19 protein-coding genes and 1 pseudogene are annotated in these 22,844 nt (G+C 73.1%); 9 read left to right on the forward strand and 11 right to left on the reverse strand.

Features of this window, described 5'->3' with window-relative positions:
* Positions 1 to 36: 36 nt before the first annotated feature.
* From ACWBNA_RS25830 to ACWBNA_RS25865, 8 genes are all read left to right on the forward strand, one after another.
* On the forward strand, positions 37 to 1,644 hold the full coding sequence (locus ACWBNA_RS25830) for a dynamin family protein (RefSeq protein WP_482706895.1): 1,608 nt from the start codon (positions 37 to 39) through the stop codon (positions 1,642 to 1,644).
* 3 nt (positions 1,645 to 1,647) lie between these two features.
* Positions 1,648 to 3,729, forward strand: coding sequence for a YfjP family GTPase (locus ACWBNA_RS25835; protein ID WP_482706896.1), 2,082 nt, complete (start codon positions 1,648 to 1,650; stop codon positions 3,727 to 3,729).
* Positions 3,730 to 4,027: 298 nt separating this feature from the next.
* Complete coding sequence (locus ACWBNA_RS25840) at positions 4,028 to 4,492, forward strand: single-stranded DNA-binding protein (protein ID WP_482706897.1); 465 nt, start codon at positions 4,028 to 4,030, stop codon at positions 4,490 to 4,492.
* A gap of 262 nt (positions 4,493 to 4,754) precedes the next feature.
* Positions 4,755 to 6,170: a Cys-Gln thioester bond-forming surface protein gene (locus tag ACWBNA_RS25845; RefSeq protein ID WP_482706898.1), complete on the forward strand. Its 1,416-nt coding sequence runs from the start codon at positions 4,755 to 4,757 to the stop codon at positions 6,168 to 6,170.
* A gap of 143 nt (positions 6,171 to 6,313) precedes the next feature.
* A complete protein-coding gene (locus tag ACWBNA_RS25850; RefSeq protein ID WP_482706899.1) occupies positions 6,314 to 6,784 on the forward strand; it encodes a hypothetical protein in 471 nt (156 codons plus the stop codon).
* A gap of 222 nt (positions 6,785 to 7,006) precedes the next feature.
* Positions 7,007 to 8,671: an energy-dependent translational throttle protein EttA gene (gene ettA, locus ACWBNA_RS25855; RefSeq protein WP_482706900.1), complete on the forward strand. Its 1,665-nt coding sequence runs from the start codon at positions 7,007 to 7,009 to the stop codon at positions 8,669 to 8,671.
* Positions 8,672 to 8,673: 2 nt separating this feature from the next.
* On the forward strand, positions 8,674 to 9,102 hold the full coding sequence (locus tag ACWBNA_RS25860) for an acyl-CoA thioesterase (protein WP_482706901.1): 429 nt from the start codon (positions 8,674 to 8,676) through the stop codon (positions 9,100 to 9,102).
* Positions 9,099 to 9,797, forward strand: a complete 699-nt coding sequence (locus tag ACWBNA_RS25865; RefSeq protein ID WP_482706902.1) for a DUF8185 domain-containing protein — start codon at positions 9,099 to 9,101, stop codon at positions 9,795 to 9,797. The genes ACWBNA_RS25860 and ACWBNA_RS25865 overlap by 4 nt, the downstream gene beginning before the upstream one ends.
* 114 nt (positions 9,798 to 9,911) lie before the next feature.
* Here the strand turns inward: ACWBNA_RS25865 and ACWBNA_RS25870 are convergent, their stop codons facing one another.
* From ACWBNA_RS25870 to ACWBNA_RS25910, 9 genes and pseudogenes are all read right to left on the reverse strand, one after another.
* The gene (locus ACWBNA_RS25870; protein WP_482706903.1) at positions 9,912 to 10,142 is read right to left on the reverse strand and encodes a GntT/GntP/DsdX family permease; all 231 of its coding nucleotides are present in this window, start codon (positions 10,140 to 10,142) and stop codon (positions 9,912 to 9,914) included.
* Between the two features lie 85 nt (positions 10,143 to 10,227).
* Positions 10,228 to 10,656: pseudogene (locus ACWBNA_RS25875) on the reverse strand (GntT/GntP/DsdX family permease); the annotation flags it as partial.
* Positions 10,571 to 11,536: an ABC transporter ATP-binding protein gene (locus tag ACWBNA_RS25880; protein ID WP_482706904.1), complete on the reverse strand. Its 966-nt coding sequence runs from the start codon at positions 11,534 to 11,536 to the stop codon at positions 10,571 to 10,573. The pseudogene ACWBNA_RS25875 and the gene ACWBNA_RS25880, both read right to left, overlap by 86 nt.
* Positions 11,537 to 11,591: 55 nt before the next feature.
* The gene (locus tag ACWBNA_RS25885) at positions 11,592 to 14,576 is read right to left on the reverse strand and encodes an FtsX-like permease family protein (protein WP_482706934.1); all 2,985 of its coding nucleotides are present in this window, start codon (positions 14,574 to 14,576) and stop codon (positions 11,592 to 11,594) included.
* Between the two features lies 1 nt (position 14,577).
* Complete coding sequence (locus ACWBNA_RS25890; protein WP_482706905.1) at positions 14,578 to 14,742, reverse strand: hypothetical protein; 165 nt, start codon at positions 14,740 to 14,742, stop codon at positions 14,578 to 14,580.
* A complete protein-coding gene (locus ACWBNA_RS25895) occupies positions 14,735 to 14,899 on the reverse strand; it encodes a hypothetical protein (protein WP_482706906.1) in 165 nt (54 codons plus the stop codon). The genes ACWBNA_RS25890 and ACWBNA_RS25895 overlap by 8 nt, the downstream gene beginning before the upstream one ends.
* Positions 14,892 to 15,056 carry a hypothetical protein gene (locus ACWBNA_RS25900; RefSeq protein ID WP_482706906.1) on the reverse strand — a complete coding sequence of 55 codons (165 nt, stop codon included), beginning with the start codon at positions 15,054 to 15,056 and terminating at the stop codon, positions 14,892 to 14,894. The genes ACWBNA_RS25895 and ACWBNA_RS25900 overlap by 8 nt, the downstream gene beginning before the upstream one ends.
* Positions 15,049 to 18,297 (reverse strand): FtsX-like permease family protein, encoded by a 3,249-nt coding sequence (locus tag ACWBNA_RS25905; protein WP_482706935.1) that lies wholly within the window; start codon positions 18,295 to 18,297, stop codon positions 15,049 to 15,051. Before ACWBNA_RS25905 ends, ACWBNA_RS25900 begins: the two co-directional genes overlap by 8 nt.
* Positions 18,298 to 18,500: 203 nt before the next feature.
* Complete coding sequence (locus ACWBNA_RS25910) at positions 18,501 to 18,914, reverse strand: globin (RefSeq protein WP_482706907.1); 414 nt, start codon at positions 18,912 to 18,914, stop codon at positions 18,501 to 18,503.
* 69 nt (positions 18,915 to 18,983) lie between these two features.
* Between ACWBNA_RS25910 and ACWBNA_RS25915 the strand changes: the two genes are divergently transcribed.
* Positions 18,984 to 19,967, forward strand: a complete 984-nt coding sequence (locus ACWBNA_RS25915; RefSeq protein ID WP_482706908.1) for a methyltransferase domain-containing protein — start codon at positions 18,984 to 18,986, stop codon at positions 19,965 to 19,967.
* Between the two features lie 79 nt (positions 19,968 to 20,046).
* On the opposite strand, the gene ACWBNA_RS25920 is transcribed toward ACWBNA_RS25915, so the two are convergent.
* Complete coding sequence (locus ACWBNA_RS25920) at positions 20,047 to 21,399, reverse strand: FHA domain-containing protein (RefSeq protein ID WP_482706909.1); 1,353 nt, start codon at positions 21,397 to 21,399, stop codon at positions 20,047 to 20,049.
* A gap of 48 nt (positions 21,400 to 21,447) precedes the next feature.
* The gene (locus ACWBNA_RS25925) at positions 21,448 to 22,797 is read right to left on the reverse strand and encodes a vWA domain-containing protein (protein WP_482706910.1); all 1,350 of its coding nucleotides are present in this window, start codon (positions 22,795 to 22,797) and stop codon (positions 21,448 to 21,450) included.
* Between the last annotated feature and the right edge of the window lie 47 nt (positions 22,798 to 22,844).

Below are 22,844 nucleotides of genomic sequence, written 5' to 3' on the forward strand. Positions count from 1 at the left end.
CTTCAGAATTCCCCTAAAATTGGGCATTCTTCGCATGTGGTGACCTTGGACGTACGGCCTCAGCTGCTCGACGCACTCTCCGCCCTGCGCGACCGTGTCGCCGCCGCACGCTTCCCGCTGCCCCTGGCGGGGGCTCTACGCGCGCGTGCCAACCGCGACGAACTGCTTGCCCAGCTCGACGACTATCTGGTGCCCCGGTTGAGGGAACCCGAAGCGCCGTTGCTGGCCGTCATCGGCGGATCCACCGGTGCGGGAAAGTCGACCCTCGTCAATTCGCTCGTGGGACGGCGGGTCAGCGAGGCGGGCGTGCTGCGGCCGACCACCCGGACCCCCGTGCTCGTCTGCCATCCGGAGGACCATCACTGGTTCAGCGGGATGCGGGTGCTGCCCGACCTCACGCGCGTGTGGGTGCCCCACCGGGAACAGACGGACGAACTCCTGCTGCCCGGCGAGGATCCCACGCGCGTCCTGCGCATCGAGACCGCCGACACCCTCCCGCCCGGCGTCGCCCTCCTCGACGCCCCCGACGTCGACTCCCTCGTCGCCGACAACCGTGTCCTCGCCGCCGAACTGATCTGCGCGGCCGACATCTGGGTCATGGTCACCACGGCGGCCCGGTACGCCGACGCCGTGCCCTGGCATCTGCTGCGCACCGCCAAGGAGTACAACGTCACGCTCGTCACCGTGCTCGACCGGGTGCCCCACCAGGTCGTCTCCGAGGTCTCACGGCAGTACGGCGCGCTGCTCACCAAGGCCGGCCTTGGCGACGTACCCCGCTTCACCGTGCCGGAACTGCCCGAGTCGGCGTGGGGCGGCGGGCTCCTGCCGGCCACCGCCGTCGCGCCGCTGCGGACCTGGCTCCTCCATCAGGCGCAGGACCAGGTGGCCCGGCAGCACGCGATGGCCCGTACCGCGTACGGCGTCCTCGACTCGCTCAAGGCCCGGATGCCCGAGCTGGCGAGCGCCGCCGCCGCACAGTACGCGGCCGCGCTGCGGCTCACCGCAGCCGTCGAGGGGGCGTACGACAGCGAGCACGCGCGCGTACGGGGCCGTCTGCAGGCGGGTGCCGTACTCGCCGGCGACGCACTGAAGCGCTGGCGGGCCTTCCCGCTCGACTGCACCGCCGAGGAACTCCTCGACGCCCTCGCGGAGAGCCTCGGCACGCTCCTGCTGTGCGCCGTCACCGCCGCCGACGAGCGCGTCGACGAGGCCTGGCGACGCGAACCGGCCGCGGACGCACCGGAACTGACAGGCCGTGACACGTCCGCGGAAGGCGCCGAGCACCGCATCGGACTGGCCGTGCGGCGGTGGCGGCGGGAGCTGGAGGAGTGCGCGGAGGAGGAGGTGAACGGCCTCGACCGGAGCGTCGCGCCCTCCCCCGAACTCGTCGCCGCCCTCGTCGCCACCGCCCTGCTGGGCGGCCGCCGGGCGCGGTCGGCCGGCGAGGGACTCGCCGAGCGGATCGGCGCGCACGGCGCGCTGCGGCTGCGCGACCGCGGCGGCCGGCTGCTCACCGACCACCTGGACCGGATCATGCACACCGAACGCGAGCGCCGCCTCGCCCCACTCGACGCCCTGGACGTCCACCCCGAACCGCAGGCCGAACTCATCGCCGCGCTGTCCGTACTGCAGAAGGAGAGGTGACCGGTGACCGCCGTCACAGACCACGACCACACGGAGCATACGGACGATGCGGGTGACGCGGGTCGTCAGGACGACGAGCGTCCCGAGAACGCCGGCTCCGAAGAGGGCACGCCCGAAAGCGAACACCATCCCGATCACTCTGGAGAGGCCGATTCGGCAGGCGGGGGCACCGCGGACGAGCCCGCCGAGAAGGCGGCTCCCAAGGGGTCCGGGGAGTCCGGGGAGCCCGGGGAGTCCGCGGATTCGGAGGAGTCCGAGAAACCAGGAGCATCCGAGGTGCCCAAAGATCCCGGCAAACCCGAAGGGCGCTCCGGCGACCGGCACGCGCCCGTGAAGGACGGCCACTCCGCGAGCCGTACGGGCGCCTCCGGTCGTACGGACTCCGACAGCGCCTGGGACGACGGGCTGATCGCGCGAAGGGTCACCGAGGAGACCGCCGCGCAGCACGTCACCGTCGTGGAGGCCCGGCCGTCCCCTCCGCAGGCACCGCCCGAGCTGGCGTACGACGGGGCGCTGCGGTCCCGGCTCGAGGCGTTGCGCGAGCTGGTGGGGCTGTCCCGTACGCGGCTCGACAGCAGGACCCTCGCCGAGGCGGGCCGGGTCCTGGACGAGGCGACGACGCGCCGGCGGCTGTCCGGGCAGCACACCGTCGTCGCCATCGCGGGCGCGACGGGCAGCGGCAAGTCGCAGCTGTTCAACGCGCTCGCCGGAGTGAACATCTCGGAGACGGGCGTACGACGGCCCACCACCGCCGCGCCCATCGCGTGCAGTTGGAGCGACGGCGCGGCCGCCCTCATCGACCGGCTCGGCATCCCGGGGCGGCTGCGGCGGCGGCCCGTGCAGAGCGCCGAGGCCGAGGCACAGCTGCGCGGGCTCGTCCTGGTGGACCTGCCCGACCACGACTCGGCCGCCGTACAGCACCGTGAGCAGGTGGACCGCGTCCTGGCGCTCGTCGACGCGGTCATCTGGGTCGTCGACCCGGAGAAGTACGCCGACGCCGTCCTCCATGAGCGCTATCTGCGGCCCATGGCGGGCCACGCGGAGGTCATGTTCGTCGTCCTCAACCAGATCGACCGGCTGCCCGGGGAAGCCACCGAGCAGGTCCTCGACGATCTGCGGCGGCTGCTCGACGAGGACGGGATCGTGCTCGGCGAGTACGGCGAACCGGGCGCCACCGTGCTCGCCCTGTCGGCGCTCACCGGGGACGGTATCGGGGAACTGCGGGAGGCACTCGGCCAGTTCGTGGCGGAACGCGGGGCGCCGGCTCGGCGTATCGCGGCGGACGTGGAGGCCGCCGGGTGGCGGCTGCGGCCCGTCTACGCCACGGGCCGGCGGACCGGGCTCAGCGAGCAGGCGCGGGACGAGTTCGCCGCCCGGCTCGCGGAGGCCGTGGGCGCCACCGCGGCGGGCGAGGCGGCCGAGCGTGCGTGGCTGCGCAACGCCAACCGCGCCTGTGGGACGCCCTGGCTGCGGCTGTGGCGGTGGTACGAGGACCGGTTCGAACCTTCCACCGGGCGGCTGCCGTCGCGTTCCCAGGCCGACGAGGAGGTCACGGCCCGCCAGCGGGTCGAACAGGCGGTGCGGACACTGGCCGACCGGGCGTCGGCCGGGTTGCCCGCACCCTGGGGACAGGCGGTGCGCGAGGCCGCCGTACGCGGTGCGCAGGGGCTGCCCGAGGCGCTGGACGAGCTGGCGGTGCGGGCGGGACTGCCGCCGGGACGGCCGCCGCGGCCGGGCTGGTGGCCGGCGGCCGTGTTCGCCCAGGCGTCCATGACGATCCTTCAGGTCATCGGGGGTCTGTGGCTGCTGGGCCAGATCGTCGGGTTCATGTCGCCGAACCTGGGCGTGCCGGTGCTGCTGATGGTGGCCGGCATCATCGGCGGCCCGCTGGTCGAGTGGAGCTGCCGGATGGCGGCGCGTGGGCCCGCGCGGCGGTACGGACTGGAGGCGGAGCGGCGGCTCAGGGAGGCGTCCGCCGGATGCGGGCGAGCCCGGGTGCTGGATCCGGTGGCGGCGGAACTGCTGCGCTACCGGGAGGTGCGGGAGCAGTACGGGCGGGTCATGGGAGTGGCGGCGGCACGGTGATCCCGGCCGACGGGGCCTGAGACAACGGTGGTTCGGGGCGCCGGGGCCTGAGACAACGGTGGTTCGCGCCGGGGCCTGAGACAACGGTGGTTCGGGGTGGGGTCCCTCGTTCGGGTGGCGGAGTTGTCCACAGCCGGGCAGTGGTCCACAGCGCTCAGCGGGCTCGGCCCGACGGAGGCAGTCTGGCCTCACGGCGATCGCGGCGGACGCGGTCGCCGCGGCAGACGCAGCCGTACGGGACGGGCCCGTCGGCGTATCCGTCCGGCGCGTGAGCGGCCGGGAGAGGGTGGGGATCGAGATGAACGAGACGGTCATCTGCGCGGTGGGCAACGTGGCGACGCGGCCGGTGTTCCGGGAGCTGGCGTCGGGCGCGTCGGCGCGCTTCCGGCTGGCGGTGACCTCGCGGTACTGGGACCGCGAGAAGAACACGTGGACCGACGGCCACACCAACTTCTTCACGGTGTGGGCCAACCGGCAGCTCGCCACCAACGTGACGGCGTCGCTCGACGTGGGCGACCCCGTCGTCGTGCAGGGCAGGCTGAAGGTCCGCTCGGACGTACGCGAGGGGCAGAGCTGGACGTCGGCCGACATCGACGCGCTGGCCATCGGCCACGATCTCGCCCGTGGTACCTCGGCCTTCCGACGCACCCCAAGGCCGGACACGTCGGCTGCGGGCGCCCCGGCGCAACCCGAGCCCAACTGGGAGACACCGCCCGCCGAGCCGGATGCCCAACGGCGGGCGGAACCCGCTGTGGTGACGTGACGTCAGCCGTTCGCCGGAGCTGACCGAACTGCGGCTTATCGGTGAATGCGCACCGCACAACGCAGGTGGATTTGTCGATAAGCCCTGTTCGGGTGTGGTCCTGGCGATAACGATTCCGAGTCGGATCGGTTGACCGACGGCATCCCCGGGAAGCGCGGTGCGCCAGGTACCTAGGATGCCGAACGTAGGCTCTCGGGGTTTCTGTTTCTGCTGGTGGGACCGCACCCCCCACGTCAACGGGTCCTGCTCGAAGGGGAATTCTGTGTTTTCTTCGTCCTCCGCGCCGTCGGTGCGCAGGCGAGGCGCGGCCCGCCTCGTCGCCGCCGCGCTGATGTCCGCACTCGTCGCCGCCGGCGTGCTGTCCGGCGCGGGCACGGCGTCCGCCGACGAGACGGCACAGAGCCAGAGCGGGGCGACCGCGACGATAGGCGGAATGAAGACGTACGGCGACGCCGTCATACACGGCGACACCGGAGACCTGACGGTGTCGGCGGGCCTGTTCGAGATGTCCGTCGAGGGCGGCGGCACCCTGCAGACCTACTGCGTCGACCTGCACAACCCCACGCAGCGGGACGCCAGGTACCACGAGACCCCGTGGAGCGGCACCTCGCTCGGCGCCAACAGGAACGCCGGCAAGATCCGTTGGATCCTGCAGAACTCCTATCCGCAGGTCAACGATCTCGCGGCGCTCGCGGCGGCGGCGGGTGTGGGCGGCGGCTTCACCGAGGAGGACGCGGCGGCCGGCACCCAGGTGGCCATCTGGCGTTACTCGGACGGCGCGGACGTCGACGCCGTCGACCCGCAGGCCGAGAAGCTCGCGGACCACCTGGAGAAGAGCGCCCGGAACGTGGCGGAGCCCCAGGCGTCCCTGACGCTCGACCCGCCCGCGGTCTCCGGCCACCCCGGAGAGCTGCTCGGTCCGGTCACGGTGCACACCAACGCGGCCGGCGTGACCGTGACACCGCCGACGGACGCCGCCACCAGCGGAGTGCGGATCGTCGGCAAGGACGGCAAGGCGATCACGTCCGCGGTGAACGGGAGCCAGCTCTTCATCGACGTGCCCGAGGACGCGACGGCCGGCTCGGCCGAGCTGACCGTGCAGGCCTCGACCACCGTGCCGGTGGGCCGCGCCTTCGCCTCCGAGAGCCGCAGCCAGACGCAGATCCTGGCCGGCTCCAGCGAGTCGACGGTCTCCGCGACGGCCGGCGCGGCCTGGGCGAAGGAGGGCGCGATACCGGCCCTGTCCGCGACGAAGAACTGCGCCAAGGGTGGCCTGGACATCACCGCGGCCAACGTGGGCGACGAGACGTTCACCTTCGAACTCATGGGACTCGAGCACAGCATCCCGGCGGGCGAGACCCAGACGGTGACGATCCCGCTCCAGGAGGACCAGGCGTACGACTTCACGATCACGGGTCCGGCCGGCCTCGAGCAGCGCTTCACCGGCGTCCTGGACTGCCGCACCCAGGGCAGCGAGACCGGTGGCGACGCGGCCCAGACCCTGAGCGAGCCGAGCCCCGCGACGGTCGGCGGCACCGCCAGTGACGTGAACCTCGCCGAAACCGGCGGCTCCAACGCCACCCCGGTGATCGCCGGCACGGCCATCGCCCTCGTGGTGATCGGCGGCGCGGCGCTGCTGCTGGTGGGCAGGGAGAAGACGCCGACGCGGGACCAGTAGTGCTTCGGCGACCCTCGTCTGGTCGGATCTGATGCACCCGGGCCTCGATGGCAGGCCCGCCGAGGTGCGCTTCCGCTTGGAGCGGTACCTCGGCGACTGTCCGGCGCGTAGACGCGGTGTCGCCCTATGGCACGATCCCTGCCGTGGAGTGGACGACGCTGGTGGGGACGGGACTTGGGGCTGTACTGGGAGTGGGGGCCACCTTGATCGGCGAACACGTGCGTTGGCGGCGCACCATCAGGGACAACAGGCTGCAGGACCGCCGGAACCTGTACGTGGACTGTCTCATCTCCCTTCGGAGGGCGCACGAGGCCATGCGGTTGGCTGCTGACGAGGACCATGCGAGTCCGCAGGCCAGAGCAGCCAAGATCCGACAACAGTTCCAGGCGTCGGGATGTGATGAGGCACGTGAACGGCTGATCCTCACAGCGAGCGACGCGGTGATGTCGGCGATCGACGCCTCGTATCACTCGCTGCGAGACGTACGCGAGATACTCGCCGCCGGTAGCACGCTGACGTCGGCGAGCTACCAGACGGCAAGGCAGGCACACGGAGACGCGACCCGGGCTGCTCGTGTCGTTCTTCGGCGCGAACTGAGTGCACTGGAAATCTGACCGGGTGCCCCTGCTGAGGGCCGCTTCGGTGGCCGTGTCCGGACGAAGCCGGGGGTGGCGGCGACTGGCCACGACGCCCGGTGACAGGTCGGCTACTCCCGCGGTCGGCGAACGTCCAGGTCACGGCCCCCCGACCGAACGCGTTTCCTTCGAGGGGTAGCCGTCAGGCAAGATGGGGTGTATCTGCCCACTGCCAGAATTCAAGCTGCCGGACGGTTTCTCTTGGCTGAGTACATCTACACCATGCGCAAGACGCGCAAAGCGCACGGCGACAAGGTGATCCTTGATGACGTGACGCTGAGCTTCCTGCCCGGCGCGAAGATCGGTGTGGTCGGTCCTAACGGTGCCGGTAAGTCCACCGTTCTCAAGATCATGGCCGGGCTCGAGCAGCCGTCCAACGGTGACGCCTTCCTGTCGCCCGGCTACTCCGTCGGCATGCTCCTTCAGGAGCCGCCGCTCGACGAGTCCAAGACGGTCCTGGAGAACGTGCAGGACGGCGCCGCCGAGATCATGGGCAAACTCAAGCGCTTCAACGAGGTCGCCGAGCTCATGGCGACCGACTACTCGGACGCGCTCATGGAGGAGATGGGCAAGCTCCAGGACGACCTGGACCACGCCAACGCGTGGGACCTGGACACGCAGCTGGAGCAGGCCATGGACGCCCTGGGCTGCCCGCCCGGCGACTGGCCCGTCACCAACCTCTCCGGCGGTGAGCGTCGACGCGTGGCGCTGTGCAAGCTGCTGCTCGAGGCTCCTGACCTGCTGCTGCTCGACGAGCCCACCAACCACCTGGACGCCGAGTCCGTGCAGTGGCTGGAGCAGCACCTCGCGAAGTACGCCGGCACCGTCGTCGCCGTGACCCACGACAGGTACTTCCTCGACAACGTCGCCGAGTGGATCCTCGAGCTGGACCGCGGCCGCGCCCACCCGTACGAGGGCAACTACTCCACGTACCTCGACAAGAAGGCCTCCCGCCTCAAGGTCGAGGGTCAGAAGGACGCCAAGCGCGCCAAGCGGCTCAAGGAAGAGCTCGACTGGGTGCGGTCCAACGCCAAGGGGCGTCAGGCCAAGTCCAAGGCGCGACTGTCGCGCTACGAGGAGATGGCCGCCGAGGCGGACAAGATGCGCAAGCTGGACTTCGAGGAGATCCAGATCCCGCCGGGCCCGCGTCTGGGCAGCGTGGTCGTCGAGGTCAACAACCTCAGCAAGGCCTTCGGCGACAAGGTCCTCATCGACGATCTCTCGTTCACGCTGCCGCGTAACGGGATCGTCGGTGTCATCGGTCCGAACGGCGCCGGCAAGACCACGCTCTTCAAGATGATCCAGGGTTTCGAGACCCCGGACTCCGGCACGATCAAGGTCGGCGACACCGTCAAGATCGCCTACGTCGACCAGGGCCGCGAGAACATCGACCCGAAGAAGTCGCTGTGGGCCGTCGTCTCGGACGAGCTCGACTACATCAACGTCGGCCAGGTCGAGATGCCGTCGAGGGCCTACGTCTCCGCCTTCGGCTTCAAGGGCCCGGACCAGCAGAAGGCCGCCGGTGTCCTCTCCGGTGGTGAGCGCAACCGCCTGAACCTCGCGCTCACCCTCAAGCAGGGCGGCAACCTGCTGCTCCTCGACGAACCGACGAACGACCTCGACGTGGAGACCCTGTCCTCCCTCGAGAACGCGCTGCTCGAGTTCCCGGGCGCGGCCGTGGTCGTCTCCCACGACCGGTGGTTCCTGGACCGGGTGGCCACGCACATCCTCGCCTACGAGGGTGACTCCAAGTGGTTCTGGTTCGAAGGCAACTTCGAGTCGTACGAGAAGAACAAGATCGAGCGGCTGGGCGCGGACGCCGCGCGTCCGCACCGCGCCACCTACAAGAAGCTGACCCGGGGCTGATCTTGCGGCACATCTACCGCTGCCCGCTGCGCTGGGCGGACATGGACGCGTACGGCCACGTCAACAACGTGGTCTTCCTCCGCTACCTGGAGGAAGCCCGTATCGACTTCCTGTTCCGCCCGGACAAGGACTTCAAGCAGGGGTCCGTGGTGGCGCGCCATGAGATCGACTACAAGCGGCAGCTGGTCCACCGGCACACGCCGGTGGACATCGAGTTGTGGATCACGGAGATAAGGGCGGCGTCCTTCACGATCGTGTACGAGGTCAAGGACCCGGACCAGGTCTACGTCCAGGCCTCGACGGTGATCGTGCCGTTCGACTTCGAGGCGCAGCGGCCGCGCCGGCTCACCGCTCAGGAGCGTGAGTTCCTGGAGGAGTACCGCGACGACCGGGGTGACGACTCCGCCGAGGAGGAGGCCGTCGCCGCATGACGGTGCTCCACCTCGCCGACGAGGGGGAGGCGGCGGATCTCGCGGCCTTCCTCTCCCGGCTGCTCCACTACGACCGTGGGGCCGCGGTGCGGGTCCAGGCGGCCGGCACCGCGCTCGCCGTCTTCGGACGGCCGCCGTCCTTCGAGGTCCTGGCGATCCGCACGGTGCGGCTCGCCAAGCCGTACGAGGACGGGCTCGACGTCACGCTCGACGTGACCGTGTCCGCGGGCGAGTTTCTGGAGTCCGTCGACGAGGCCGCGGTCACCGTCGGCGTTCCGGAGGCGGTGACCGGGCCGCCGTGGGCCGGGGTGCTGCCGCCGCGCGGCGGGTGGCGGGTCCGCGCGGGACTGCCGGAGCCGGACGCCCTGCGGGCGATGGTCGCCGCCGTGATCGCCGAATTCCGGTCGCGTACGCAGGAGTTGGGGCCCGAGGAGCGTACGAGGGCCGAACTCGACCGGATCGGGCGGGAGATCTGGTCCCGGACGGTCGGGGACACCGGGCTGCCGGTTCGGGCCGTGCACGCCGCCCAGTCGCTGGGGTTCCTGCGTCCGGCCGTGCCCGCGGACACGCGTGCGCCCGACGAGGCGCCGCTGGCGCTGTTCTCGTCGGGCGCATGGCTCAGGCTGCGCACGCCGTACGGGTCGATCGCCGTACGCGGGGCGGGACTCGGGGCACTGGACGTCAGCGTCCGCTGAACCCCGCCGCACCAGGGGCCGCCGCCTCTTCAACCAGCGGCCCTCGCTACACCACCCTGGCTACACCAGCCTGGCGAGACCACCCTGGCTGGACCAGTGGCCACAGGGCGGCGCTCAGGCCGAAGCCGATGACGCCCGTGGTGGGATGACGCCCGTGGTGGTCGGCAGGACCGTCCAGGTGCGCTGGCCGGAGGCCAAGTGCAGGCCGGTCAGCTTGGTGAACATCCAGTAGCCCGCGTCGTTGAGGTGCGAGACGGCGAGGCCGCCCGCGCATTCGCGGCGGGTCATCCGGCGGGAGTTCAGGTAGCCCAGCAGGATCACGACCGCGGTGACCGGGATGCCCATGAGCAGGACCAGGCCCTGGTCGGCTGAGCAGGACCAGGCCCTGGTCGGTGCCGATGGCCTGGGTGACGGCGACCGCGCCGGGATGCGGGGGAAGGAAGGCGTGCACCGTGAGCATCGCGGCGCCCATCGGGAGGGCGTAGACGAGGAGCGGCTTGCGGGAGGCGCGGGCGACGCCGTACGCGATCGGCATCAGGATGATCAGGCCGACCTCGAAGAAGACGGGGATCCCGAGGACGAGACCGGCGACGGTGAGCGCGAGCGGGGTGCGCTTGGAGCCGAAGCGGTCGATGAGGGAGTGGGCGAACGCGAACCGGCGGCGCCGTGCAGCAGGCTCTCCACGACGGTCGCCGGGTCGAGTCCCAGGCCGCGGGCGAGGCCAGTGCCTCCGCGGCGGCGGCGCTGTGGACACCGGCGACGGGCGCGACGGATCAGTCGTGGCCGCTGTCGTCCGGCCGTACGGCGATGTGGTCCGCCTCCAGTTCCAGGGCCACGCGGTCGCGCATGCCGAGGGCACGGGTGTAGTCGGCGGGGAGCTGGAGGCGGCCGGCGCGGTCGAGCATGGCGTACTCCCGGGCGACCACCGTCTCGTGGCCGGTCGCCGCGTCCACCTCGCTGCGGCGCAGGACCTCCGTGGAGGTACGGCCGTCCCGGATGGCGACCGTGCGGCGGACCTCGCCGGCGACCGCCTGGTCGTGGGTGACGATCACGATGGTGGTGCCGAGTTGCTCGTTGGCGGTGCGGAAGGCGGCGAAGACCTGTTCCGCGGTGTGGGAGTCCAGTTCGCCGGTGGGTTCGTCGGCGAGCAGGATCGCCGGGTTGTTGGCGAGGGCCACGGCGATGGCGGCGCGTTGTTGCTGGCCGCCGGACATCTGATGCGGGCGGCGGTCGCGGCAGTCCGCGATCTCCAGCAGGTCGAGGAGTTCCAGGACGCGGTCGGTGTGGGCGCGGCGGGTCCTGGGCGTGCGGGTGCGTCCGGCCAGTTGCATCGGCAGGGCGGCGTTCTGGGCGGCGGTCAGGTAGGGGAGGAGGTTGCGGGAGGTCTGCTGCCAGACGAAGCCGACGACCTCTCGGCGGTAGGCGAGGCGGTCCTTCGCGGTCATCGTGAGGAGGTCGCGGCCGGCCACACGGGCGGCGCCGGCGGTGGGGGTGTCCAGGCCGGCGAGGATGTTCATGAGGGTGGATTTGCCGCTGCCGGAGGCGCCCACCAGAGCCATGAGTTCGCCTTCCCGGACCAGGAGGTCGAGGCCCTGGAGGGCTTGGACTTCGATGCCGTCCGTGGTGAAGACGCGGACGAGGCGGTCGCAGGTGATGAGGGCGTCGTGGCCGTAGGTGGGGCGGGCGCGGTCTTCCGCGGCGCGGTGGGTCAGGTCCGTGAGAGTGGGGTTGGTCGTCATCCGAGGTCTCCTAGCAGCACAACTGCCCGCAACCGGAGCAGCGCGGAACATGTGGTCAACGCGCATCCCCCGCCCTCAACTCCCGCACCGATCCTCTCCGCCCCGACCACCATGCCTGCCCCACCGCCACCCCCACCGCCAGCAGCAGCACCGAAAGCGCCGGCACTGTCAACGACAGGGCGTCCGTGCGGAGTTCGGCCTTGCCCGGAGCCGACTGTGTCGAGGCGAGGGCGATGGTCGTCAGGTCGATGCCCGGGGAGAGGAGGCGGATGGCGGCCCATCCTGTGAGGGTGCCGCCGACGGCTGCCAGGACGGCCTGGGGGAGGGACTCCAGGACGAGGAGGCGACGGCCCTGGGCGCGGGTGAGGCCCATGGTGCGCAGGCGGGCCAGCAGGGCGGTGCGTTCGGGGGCGGCGCGCAGGAGGGCGAGGAGGAGGGCCAGGACCGCGTAGCCGGCGCCGGCCGCCACCGCGGCGGTGTAGACGCGTTCGGCGCCGGACTGGAGGGGGGAGTCGACGAACCGGGCGCGTTCCTCGGCCCGTACGCGGACGCTCGCGGACTCGCCCGCCGTCCGGCGCAGCGCCCCGGCGTCCAGGTGGTCGCCGGTCATCAGCAGGGCCGTGGGACGGGCGGCGGTGCCGCTGAGTCCGGCGCGGTCCACGACCAGGAAATGGGCGCCGGAGATCGCCGGGGTGCCCTCCCGGACGAGGGCGATCCGGACGGTGACCGTGCTGCCGTCCTCCATACGGACCGGGAAAGGGCGGGTGCCGTACGCCTCGGCCGTGGCGGGGGAGGCCAGCGCGGGCAGGGGTACCGCGTCGCCTGCGGCAGCCGAGCCCGCCTCCCCGTCACCGACGGTTCCGGATCCTGCCTCTCCGTCACCGGCGGCCCGGGCCTCCCTGCCTTCGTGGGCCCCGGCGTCCCCGCCCCTGTCGACCCCCACCTCCCTGCGCCCGGCGGTTCCGGCTCCTGCCTCTCCGTCACCGGCGGGCCGGGCCTCCCTGCCTTCATGGGCCCCGGCGTCCCCGCCCCCGGCGGTCCCTGCCCCCACCTCCCCGCCCCCGGCGGTCAACTCCTCCTCCCCGAACGCCCCGATCCCCGTCCGTCCGGCCAGTGCCGCGTAGTCGCCGGGATCCACTCCCACCACCGGTACCGTCACCCGGCCGTCGTCCGGCTTCGCCTGGTACGTGATGCTCGCCTCCGCCAGCCCGGCCACGCCCGGGGTACGGCGGAGTCGGTCGGGCAGGGCGGTCGGGAGGGGGCCGGTCGTTTCGATGCGGGCGTCGGCGCCGACGGCGAGGAGGGCCGCGTGGTCGCGGGCCTCGCGCACCCCGGCGAGGACCGAGCCGCCGAAGGCCGCGGTGGTCAGGGCGGTCAGCAGAGCGAGGAGGGGCAGCGCAGCGGAGACGGAGGTGCGCCCGGCGCGGGCCAGCGAGAGGTGGCCCACCGCGCCCCGCAGCCGGCCGGCCGGGCGGGCCAGCGCCCGCAACGGGAGCGGGTAGAGCCGGACCAGGACCAGCGCCGCGATCACGCCGATCAACACAGGCGCCAGGGAGACCAGTTGGTCCCCGGCGGAACCCGACGTGCCGCGTCGGCGCAGGCTCTCGACCGCGCCGGCCGCGAGGACCACCAGCGTGAGCTCCGCGACCGTACGGCGCCGGGACGGACGCATGGACGTCACGTCCTGGCGGCCGCCGTTGACGCGTACCGCCCGGTGTGCGGCGGCGGCCCGCAGGGGCAGGGCGGCGCAGGCGACGGTCGTGACCGCCGCCGCTGCCAGGACGGTGGACCGGGCGCGGGGGGCGGGGAGTGCGAGCAGCGCGGCCGTGAGGCCGAGGGCGCCGGCGGGCAGGGCGGTCACCGTGGTCTCGGCGAGCAGTCGCCCGGTCATGCCCCGCAGGGAGGCGCCGCGGGCGCGCAGGAGGGCGAGTTCGGTGCGGCGGCGGTCGGCGGCGAGGCCGCCCGCCATCAGCAGGACGACGGCGGCGACCGTGCCGGTGCCGAACGCGGCGACGGCGACGAGCGGGTCGACGCCCTCGCGCAGCCGGGCGTAGGAGGCGAGCACCTCGTCGAGGTCGGTGTTCACGTCGGTGACGCCGGACGTGTACTCGTCCGCGAGGTCGCCGATCGCCGTGCGCACCTTCTGCAGGGCCGGGCCGGATTCCAGGGAGGCGACCGCGGAGCGCAGCCGGTCCACGTCGTACGCGTGCAGGGAGTCGGCGGAAGGGGTCAACTGCCAGTAGCGCCACGGGCTTCCAGGGGTGCCCAGGATCGCCGGGGCCGCCTCGGGGGCGAGCAGGAGGGCGCCGAGCCAGTACCGGTCCGCGTCCGAGGAGGGGCCGGGCAGGCGGACGAGAGTGGGGGTGCGCAGGAGGGGCTGGGCCGACCAGTAGGCGCCGGACGGGTCGCGCGAGGCGACGATCGCGGTGACGCGGACGGCGAGGGGATCGCGTTCCACACCGGGTACGTGGATCACCGAACCGGCACTGATACGCAGGTTCCTGGCGGTCTCGACGGTGACCGCGGCCTCCACCTCGGCCGTCGCGGCGGTCACTTGCCCGGTCGCGCGCGGGAGGCGTCCGGTCCGCAGGTCCGCGTGCTCGCCGAGGCCCGCCTGGGCGACGAGGGACACCTGCGCGGGCAGCCCGGTCGGCCTCGGCAGCCAGGCATCCGACGTCACCAGGTCCGTCCTCGTCCGCACCCCGTACGTCGACTGGGCGCCATCGACGGTGAGCGGGCCCGGGACGAGGGCGCGGACCTGGCCGTACTGCCGGGCCAGGGTGTCGGGACGCAGGGCGTCCTCCCGCCGCGCCTGCGGCAGCAGCGGGTCGGGAGGCGGGGCGGCGATCTGCACACCGCTGCGCTCGGGCCCGGCCTGCTCGACGCCCCGGTGCAGACCGGCGTCCCCGTACCGGTCGACGGCCCGGGGGAACGCGGCGGCCTGTAATGCGGTCAGCGCCACCCACCGCGCGAGTGCCCAGGCGGCGCCGGGGGCGGTGCGCAGTCTGGAGCGAGCCCATGGAGCCGTCGCCGAACCCACGTCACTCACCTCCCGGTTCCCGCAGCGACGTGACCGCGTCCGCCCGCCGTAGCGCCGGCACGCCGGTGACGTGGGCCGGAGGCAGTGCGAGTGCCCAGGTGGCGCCCAGGGCGGTGCGCAGTCTGGTGCGTGCCCATGGTGCCGTCGCCGAACGCACGTCACTCACCTCCCGGTTCCCGCAGCGACGTGACCGGGTCCGCCCGCCGTAGCGCCGGCACGCCGGTGACGTGGGCCGGAGGCAGTGCGAGTGCCCAGGTGGCGCCCAGGGCGGTGCGCAGTCTGGTGCGTGCCCATGGTGCCGTCGCCGAACGCACGTCACTCACCTCCCGGTTCCCGCAGCGACGTGACCGGGTCCGCCCGCCGTAGCGCCGGCACGCCGGTGACGTGGGCCGGAGGCAGTGCGAGTGCCCAGGTGGCGCCCAGGGCGGTGCGCAGTCTGGTGCGTGCCCATGGTGCCGTCGCCGAACGCACGTCACTCACCTCCCGGTTCCCGCAGCGACGTGACCGGGTCCGCCCGCCGTAGCGCCAGCACCCCCGTGACCAGGGCCGGAGGCAGCGCCACCGCGGCCAGCAGTACGGCGACGTGGGCGGCCGGCAGTTCGACGAGCACCTCGGGCACCGGCCGGGCAGCCTCCGAAGTCAGCACGATCAGCGGGACCACGGCCCGGGTCAGGACCGTGCCCAGGGCCGCGCCCACCAGCAGCGCCAGCGCCACCAGCACCCCCTGCTCGACGGCGACCGTGCGGGCCAGCCTGCGGCGTGGGGCGCCCAGCGCGCGCAGTACGGCGAACTCGGCGCCCCGCTCCCGCAGGGAACCCGTCGCACTCACCGCGAACCCGACCGCGGCCAGCGCCGCCGCCACCCCGGCCGCCGCGCCGAACGCGGCCTCGGGGCCCGCGCCGAAGGGGTCGTCGCGCAATTGCTCGGCGATCTCGTCCCGCACCACCACCTGCGCCGGATCCGTGTCGGGCCGCGCCCGCAGCGCCGCCGCGACCTCACCGGCCTCGCCCGGCGCGGTCCGCAGCCACCACTCGGTGGGCGTGACGCTCTGCGCGTACCGCGCCTCCAGCACCCGGTTCACCGATCGGAGATCGACCAGCAGCGCCCCGCCGGTCGACTCCTCGGTGGTCGGCAGCGCCCGCACGGCGCGCACGATCCGCACCGGCACGGTCCCGCCGCCGAACGCGAGGTCCACGCGCTGTCCGGTGCGGGCGCCCGCGGAGGCGAGGAAGCGGTCGGTCGCGACGGCCGTGACGGCGGGCGGCGGGGGCTGTGCGACCCGGAGCCGCAGGGTCACCGACGAGAGGACCCAGGTGTATTCGCGGGGTACGTATCCGGTGCCGTAGTCGACCGTCGGCCGCCCCGACGGCGTGCTCAGGCGCGGCGCGGTCGGCTTCGTGCGTTCGTCCGGACCGGCCGCCTCCGCGTCGCTGACCGACCCGGCCTTCCAGGCGGTGGGCAGCGGCAGCCGCCGTACCGCCCCCTCGGGGTCGACGGTGGTCAACTCGTCGAGTGCGAAGCGGTGTCGCTCGGCGCGGTCGACCGGCTGCGGTATGACCAGTTCCAGGCCGGTGAGCGTGAGCGGACCTGAGGGGACGTCCAGGTCGAGGGGGTGCCGGCGGCCGTCGGAGGGAAGTTCGCCGGCCGGGAGCTGGTACGGGGTGCCGTAGCGGTCCTGGAGGGTGACGGTGACGTCCGCCGTCGTGCCCGGGCCGGCCGAGCTGCGCAGGGTCGCGGTCAGCCGCAGCCGGTCGGTGCCCGCGGGTACCTCCGCGCCCGCCGACGTCCCCTTCGGGCCCAGCCCGGCCAGCAGTGGCCGTACCGGCTCGGACGCGAGGTCCGGGCGCAGCAGCAGGGCGTCCGCCGCGTGCGCGGTGTCGAGCGCCAGCACGGTCGCGGTCCGGTCGCCGGACAGCGACAGCTCGGTGCGTACGGCGGGGGCGGCCTGGCGTACGCGAGGTACCGCCGCGTACTCGTCGGTGCGGCCGAGGCCGCCGTCCCCGGCGGCGAGGATCCGCACCGACGTCCCGGCGCGGAAGTCGGCCTGGTCGTTCTGCGAGCGGTCCCAGGAGGCGCCCTGCCCGATCGCCAGCATGCCCAGCGCGACGGCGAGGACCAGCAGCAGCACCGGGCCCGCCCCGCGCATGGGTCGGCGGGCGATCTGCCAGCCCGCCAGCGCCGCGGTCAGCCCGCGCCCGCCGGCCGCCCGGCGTTCGGCGAGCCGCGCCACCGGCGGCAGCAGCCGCAGCGTCACGACCGTTCCGGCCAGCAGCGCGAGCGCGGGCGCCGCCACCAGCAGCGGATCGATGCCGAGCGTGACGGTGCCGTCGCCGGTCACGGCACCGGTGGTCTGGCGGCTCAGCTGCCAGTACGCGACCGCGGCCACCGCCAGCAGCCCGAGGTCGGCGCCCGCGCGGATCGCGGAGGGCAGCGCACGCGCCCGGCCGACGGCGAAGGACGAGGTCAGCGCGGGCAGCGTCACCGCGAGCGCGCAGCCCAGCGCCACGCCCGCCGCCACCAGCCACACCCCCGCCCGCCCAGCGGCCGGCACGTCCAGGTGCAGCCCGATCCGGGCCAGCGGCCCCTGTCCGGCCAGCAGCCGGGTCAGCGGCCCGGCGAGCAGCGGCGCGCAGACCACCGCGGGGACGGCCAGCAGCAGCGCCTCCAGGGCGGTGAGGCCCGCGATCCGGCGGCGGGAGGCGCCGCGGGCCAGCAACAGCCGGGTCTCGCCCGCGCGTTCGGTGCTCAGCAGCCGGGCCACCAGGAGCAGGGCGCAGGCCGCGAGCAGTACCAGTTGGAGGGCGACGATCAGGAGCGTGGAGCGGGACACGAGCAGCGAGCGGTCGACGCGGTCGAGGACGTCGGGCAGGTCGGTGGACGCGGCGGTGCTGCCGCTGAGCACCGGCTGCTCGCGCATCGCCGCGCTCTCGGCGCGGGCCGCCTCGCGCAGGGCGTCGATCCGCCCGGTGGTCAGCGTCGAGAAGTCGGCCGACGCCAGCCAGGCCGACGGCCCGGCGCTCACCGTCCCGCCGGTCAGCACGCCGGGGTCGGCGAGCAGTGGACCGTACGTCGTGAAGTCGACCCGCTTGATTCCGCGTCCGCCGAGGTCGTCCAGCTTCCAGTACGGCGCGTCCGCCCGTGCGGGCCGGTAGACGCCGGTGACCGTGACGCGTATGTCCGGGCCGCCGAGCCGGTCGGCGACGGTGAGGCGGGCGCCGGGTGCGAGGCCGAGGCGCTGGGCGGCTGCCTGGGGGAGGGCCACCTCGACGCCACCGGCACGCGGGCCGGGCAGCCGTCCGGCGACGAGCCGCACCTGCGTGCGGTCCAGGGCCGCGAAGAAGGTCAGGTCAGGGTCCCCGGCCCGTTCGGCGGGCGGTCGCAGGGAGCGGGGCAGGGCGTACGGTCCCGACCGCAGGAGGGTCCGTACCGTCACCGGCAGCCCGTCGAAGGTCCCGCGGGCCGCGTCCCGTACGGCGGTGTCGGCGGCCGTGCGCCGGTCGGCGGGCACGTCGGCCTTGACGATCAGCGCGGTGTCGACGGCGTTGCGGGGGTCCTGTAAGGAATGGCGCAGGGCCGCGTCGCCGATCGCGCCCGAGTAGGCGGCGAGGGTCGCCAGGACGGCCGTGGTCAGCAGGACGGTCAGCAGGGCGGCGGCGAGCAGCGGCCGGTGCGCCCGGGCACGCAGGAGGACGAATCTCGCGGCCCCGCCCCACCCCGTCACCCGGCCCCCCGCCGTGCTCCGTCGTTCCCCGCCGTCGTCCGGATCTCCGGGCGATGGCGTCACCGGATCTCCGGGCGATGGTGTCAGAGGGGACGGGCCGCGGGTAAGCGCTTGTGGGGCGGGCTTGACCGGATCGTGACCGGAATCCGGGGTCGTACGACCGGAATCCGAGCCTCAACGGTCCCTGTGCAGTCGGTTCTTGTTCAGTCGGCGGTGTTCACCATCGAGGCGGCCGCGTACGTCAGGTAGTTCCACAGCGTGTGCTCGTGTTCCTCGGACAGGCCGAGTTCGTCCACGGCGTCCCGCATGTGCTTCAGCCAGGCGTCGTGCGCCGCACGGTCGACGGTGAAGGGAGCATGGCGCATCCGCAGCCGCGGATGGCCGCGGTTGTCGCTGTACGTGGTGGGGCCGCCCCAGTACTGCATCAGGAACAGCACCAGGCGCTCCTCGGCCGGGCCCAGGTCCTCCTCGGGGTACATGGGCCGCAGGATCGGGTCCTCGGCGACTCCCTCGTAGAAACGGTGGACGAGGCGGCGGAAGGTCTCCTCCCCGCCGACCTGCTCGTAGAAGGTCTGCTCCTGAAGCGTGCCGCGCCGAATCTCTGTCACGTCGTCCATGGTCTCAGACGGGTGGACCGAGGACTCAAGGCTTAGGTCCACCCCGGCCCGAGGGTGCACAGTGGACCTATGGGAGCGCACGCTCTGGACAAGAAGCTGGACGACCTCGCCGCTTCCGCGCGAGCGGCGCTGGTGCGTGAGATCGACGAGAGCGGGGCGTGGGACGCCGACCCGGTGTGGCGGGAGGCGTTCCAGGCGGTGCCGCGGCATCTGTTCGTGCCGTACTACTACGTCGGCGTGGTGGGCGGCTACGAGCGGCGCTGGGGCGAGAGCCCCGACCCCCGCACCCGCGAACGCTGGCTGCGCGGCGTCTACGCCGACACCCCGCTGGCAACCCGGTTGCGCGACGGCGAACTGGTCTCCTCCAGCAGCCAGCCCTCGCTGATGGCGATGATGCTGGCCGAACTGCGGGTTGCGGACGGCGACCGGGTCCTGGAGATCGGTGCGGGCACGGGCTACAACGCCGCCCTGCTGGCCCATCGCCTCGGCGACGACAACCTCGTCACCACCGTCGACCTGGAACCGGAGATCACCGAGGCGGCCCGGCAGCACCTGGCCGTCGCCGGCTACCACCCGGTCGTCGTCACCGGCGACGGGGCGCGCGGGGTGCCCGAACGCGCCCCCTTCGACCGGATCATCGCGACCTGCACCCTGCCGTCGATCCCGCCCGCCTGGCTGCCCCAGTGCCGTCCCGGCGCCCGCATCCTGACCCCGCTCGCCACCGGCCTGGTCGCGCTGACGGTGACGGAGGCCGGACAGGCCGAGGGACGCTTCCTGCACACGCCCGCCTACTTCGTGCCGCTGCGCGGCGGCGGACCCGAGCCGGAGCAGGCCCCGCTGGGCGGGGTGCCGCGGCCGGCCAGGGACCACGAACTGTTCCGGTTCCTGCTCGCCCTGACCCGCGGCAGCCTCGACCCGCAGGAGGCGTACGCACTGTGGGAGCGGGAGGGACAGCCGCGCCGCGAGCGGTACGGCATCACGGTCAGCGGCGACCGCGAGTGGGCGTGGCTGGACGACCCGGAGGGGCCGTACGCATGGCCCCTCCTGGCCTGAGGACCAGAGACCGCTCGCCCCAGACCCGGCCCGCTCGCCTCAGACCCGGCCGCGATGAACCCGGCCGACCTGAAGAAACCTATCCGCGCCGGATCGTGATCGTCGTCCACGCGCCGACGTGCACCCGGTCCCCGTCCTGCAACGGCACCGGCACGAAGGGCTGGATCGGCTCCTCCGAGCCGTTGACCGTCGTGCCGTTCGTCGAGTTCTGGTCGACGACCGCCCAGGAGCCGTCCGGCTGCTGGACCAGCACCGCGTGCTGGTGTGAGACGCCCGGGTCCTCCGGCGGTACCGCCAGGTCGATGTCGGGGGTGTCGCCGGTGGAGTGCCGGCGGCGGCCGATGGTGATCTGGTTGCCGGTGAGGGCGCGCTGCTGCTCGGGCGAGTACGCGGGCAGGTTGAGACCCGCGGCCTCGGGCCCCGAGCGCTGCATCATCGCCATGAAGTAGTCGCGGTCCGGGCCGATGGTCGCCGTCCAGGACGACGGCTGCTGCGGGTAGCCGGGGCCGGGAGCGGGCGGCGCCTGGGTCGCACCGGGCTGCGGATAGCCGTAGCCACCGCCGGGTCCGCCCTGACCGGGTCCGCCCTGACCGGGGCCGCCCGGTGGGGGGAGCACCCAGTCGTCGCCACCGCCGCCGAAGGACGGGCCGCCCTGCTGCTGCCGGTTCGGGTCCTGCTGGTAGCCGGGACCGGGCCGGCCCGGCTGACCGGGCTGCTGGAACGCCTGGGGAGCCTGAGGTGCGCCGGGGGCGCCGTGCGGGTTCGGCCCGGGCGGCGGCGGAACCGGCCGCGACGGGTCGGCACCGAACGGCCCGGAACCGCCGGGGCCACCAGGTCCGCCGGGCTGCGGATAGCCGTAGCCGCCTTGTCCCCCCGGACCGCCGGGGCCACCTGGGCCGCCGTAGCCGCCGGGACCCTGACCCTGCCCCGGGCCGGGACCCTGACCGGGGCCACCCGGTCCACCCGGACCCGGCTGCCCGTTGCCGTACGGCGGGCCCGGCGGGATCGGTTCGGCCGGCCGGTTCATCTGCGAGGGGCGCGAGCCCTGGTAGTCGTACGCGTCACCGCCGCCGTACGACGGGCCCGGAGGCTGCTGGAAGCGCGCCGCCGGGTTGGGGCCGGGTCCGGGCCCCTGGGGCGCGGCCGGGGTGTACGACGTCGCGGTGTTGGTCAGGAAGTTCCACCGGCACTCCTCGCAGAACGGCGCACCGCCCTCACGGGGCGTGCGGCACTGCGGGCACAGCTCCGGCTCGGGCGCGCGGCCGCCGGGCGGACCCGGCTGCGTGCCCGGGCCCTGCGGCGGCGGGAAGCCGTAGCCCCCGCCCGGGGGCGGTGGCGGAGGAGGCGGAGGCACGGCACCCGCCATGCGGTGACCGCAGACCTCGCACCAGTCGTCGGAACCCGACTGGTGTCCGTTCGGGCAGGTCGGCATGTCGGCGCGTCCCCCTCTCCTTCTGTGTCCTACCAGGGTCCTACTAGGTCACTTCTTTACACGAACAGTCTTTGTCGACCGGGTTTCGAGAGTCATCTCGTCGGCGTCAGCGACCTTCGCTTTCAGTCGCACAGTACCTGTCGCGGCATCGACGACGTCCACCACCTTCGCAAGCAGTTTCGCAGTATCGGCGTTCCCGGAGGCACTCGCGAGCTGAACGGCCCTGCCCAGTTTGGCCGTTGCTCCGTCGAAGTCTCCCGATTTGCGCAGATCGAGGCCTTGTTGAATGACCTGTGCCAGTTCGGCCTGGCCGGTGTAGTGGGCGACCTGAGGGTTGATCGACGTGGACGCGACCATGTCGTCGGTCCACACGGCCCGCACGAGACCCTGCGCTCCCACCAGTGGCTGGGTGCCGCCGTCGGGCTGCGGGACGACCAGGGAGACGCGGGCGGCCAGCATCTCCTGGCCGACGTTCGCGGCCGGGACCTCGACACAGACGTGGTAGTCACGGGACTCGTCCCCCCAGGAACCGGTGGGGTAGTCCCCGGAGCGCGGGCCGGACTCGGTGCGGCGGTCGGTCAGTTGCTCGACGGTGGGAGCGACCTGCTTGACGAACTTCACCGTGGTACCCACCGGCGTCCACAGACGCAGGGCGACGTCCGCGACCTCCTTGCCCATGGCCGTCTCCATCATCCGCGTGAAGTCGGCGGCCAGGCCCGCCGGGTCGGCGACGATGTCGGCGGTGCCGAGCAGCGCGGAGGCGATCGCTGTGACTTCTTTCACTTCCCAGTCGGTGCCCACTCCGCGCGCGTCACAGGTGAAGCGGCCGGCGCAGGCGTCCAGGGAGGCATTCAGGTCCTCGTGCGACTCGTGTTCGTTGCGGCCGTCGGTGAGCAGGATCCCGTGACGGATGACGACGTCCGCGGAGGACAGCAGCCGGTCGGCGAGACGCAGCCAGGTGCCGATGGCCGTACCGCCGCCGGCGCTGAGCTTGCGCAGTGCCTGTTTGGCCTGGTCGCGGGTGGTGGCGTCGGCGACCGCGAGCCGCCCGGCGCCGGGATACACCTCCTTGGCCACATGCGTGCCGCCGATCACCGCGAAGTGCACGCCGTCGCGCAGGGTGTCGATGGCTGCGGCCGTGGCGTCCCGGGCGTTGCGCATCTTGGTCGGCGGGTAGTCCATCGAGCCCGAACAGTCCACCATGATCGCCACGGCCGCGGACGGGCCCTCGCCGTGCGCGTACAGGTGGGGCGCCGCGACGGCGCTTCCGATCGTGCCGCCGCCGCTCGCGGTCACCGTGACGATCGCGTTGACCTCGCGGGCGCCTTCCGGCAGGAACTCGTTCTGGTACACGTCCACCGAGAACTGCGGCACGTTCGACTTCGAGAAATTGGCCATGCCTACTCTCATCCCCCTCGAATCCCGCCGAGGCGGGGCGACGACTG

Source organism: Streptomyces sp. Q2 (genome assembly GCF_056820935.1).

Excerpts from the sequence above, each read along its gene's own strand:
- ACWBNA_RS25840 (WP_482706897.1), top strand. The coding sequence starts at position 4,028 with ATGAACGAGACGGTCATCTGCGCGGTGGGCAACGTGGCGACGCGGCCG.
- ACWBNA_RS25865 (WP_482706902.1), top strand. The coding sequence starts at position 9,099 with ATGACGGTGCTCCACCTCGCCGACGAGGGGGAGGCGGCGGATCTCGCG.
- ACWBNA_RS25870 (WP_482706903.1), bottom strand. The coding sequence starts at position 10,142 with ATGGGCATCCCGGTCACCGCGGTCGTGATCCTGCTGGGCTACCTGAAC.
- ACWBNA_RS25880 (WP_482706904.1), bottom strand. The coding sequence starts at position 11,536 with ATGACGACCAACCCCACTCTCACGGACCTGACCCACCGCGCCGCGGAA.
- ACWBNA_RS25910 (WP_482706907.1), bottom strand. The coding sequence starts at position 18,914 with ATGGACGACGTGACAGAGATTCGGCGCGGCACGCTTCAGGAGCAGACC.
- ACWBNA_RS25915 (WP_482706908.1), top strand. The coding sequence starts at position 18,984 with ATGGGAGCGCACGCTCTGGACAAGAAGCTGGACGACCTCGCCGCTTCC.
- ACWBNA_RS25920 (WP_482706909.1), bottom strand. The coding sequence starts at position 21,399 with ATGCCGACCTGCCCGAACGGACACCAGTCGGGTTCCGACGACTGGTGC.
- ACWBNA_RS25925 (WP_482706910.1), bottom strand. The coding sequence starts at position 22,797 with ATGGCCAATTTCTCGAAGTCGAACGTGCCGCAGTTCTCGGTGGACGTG.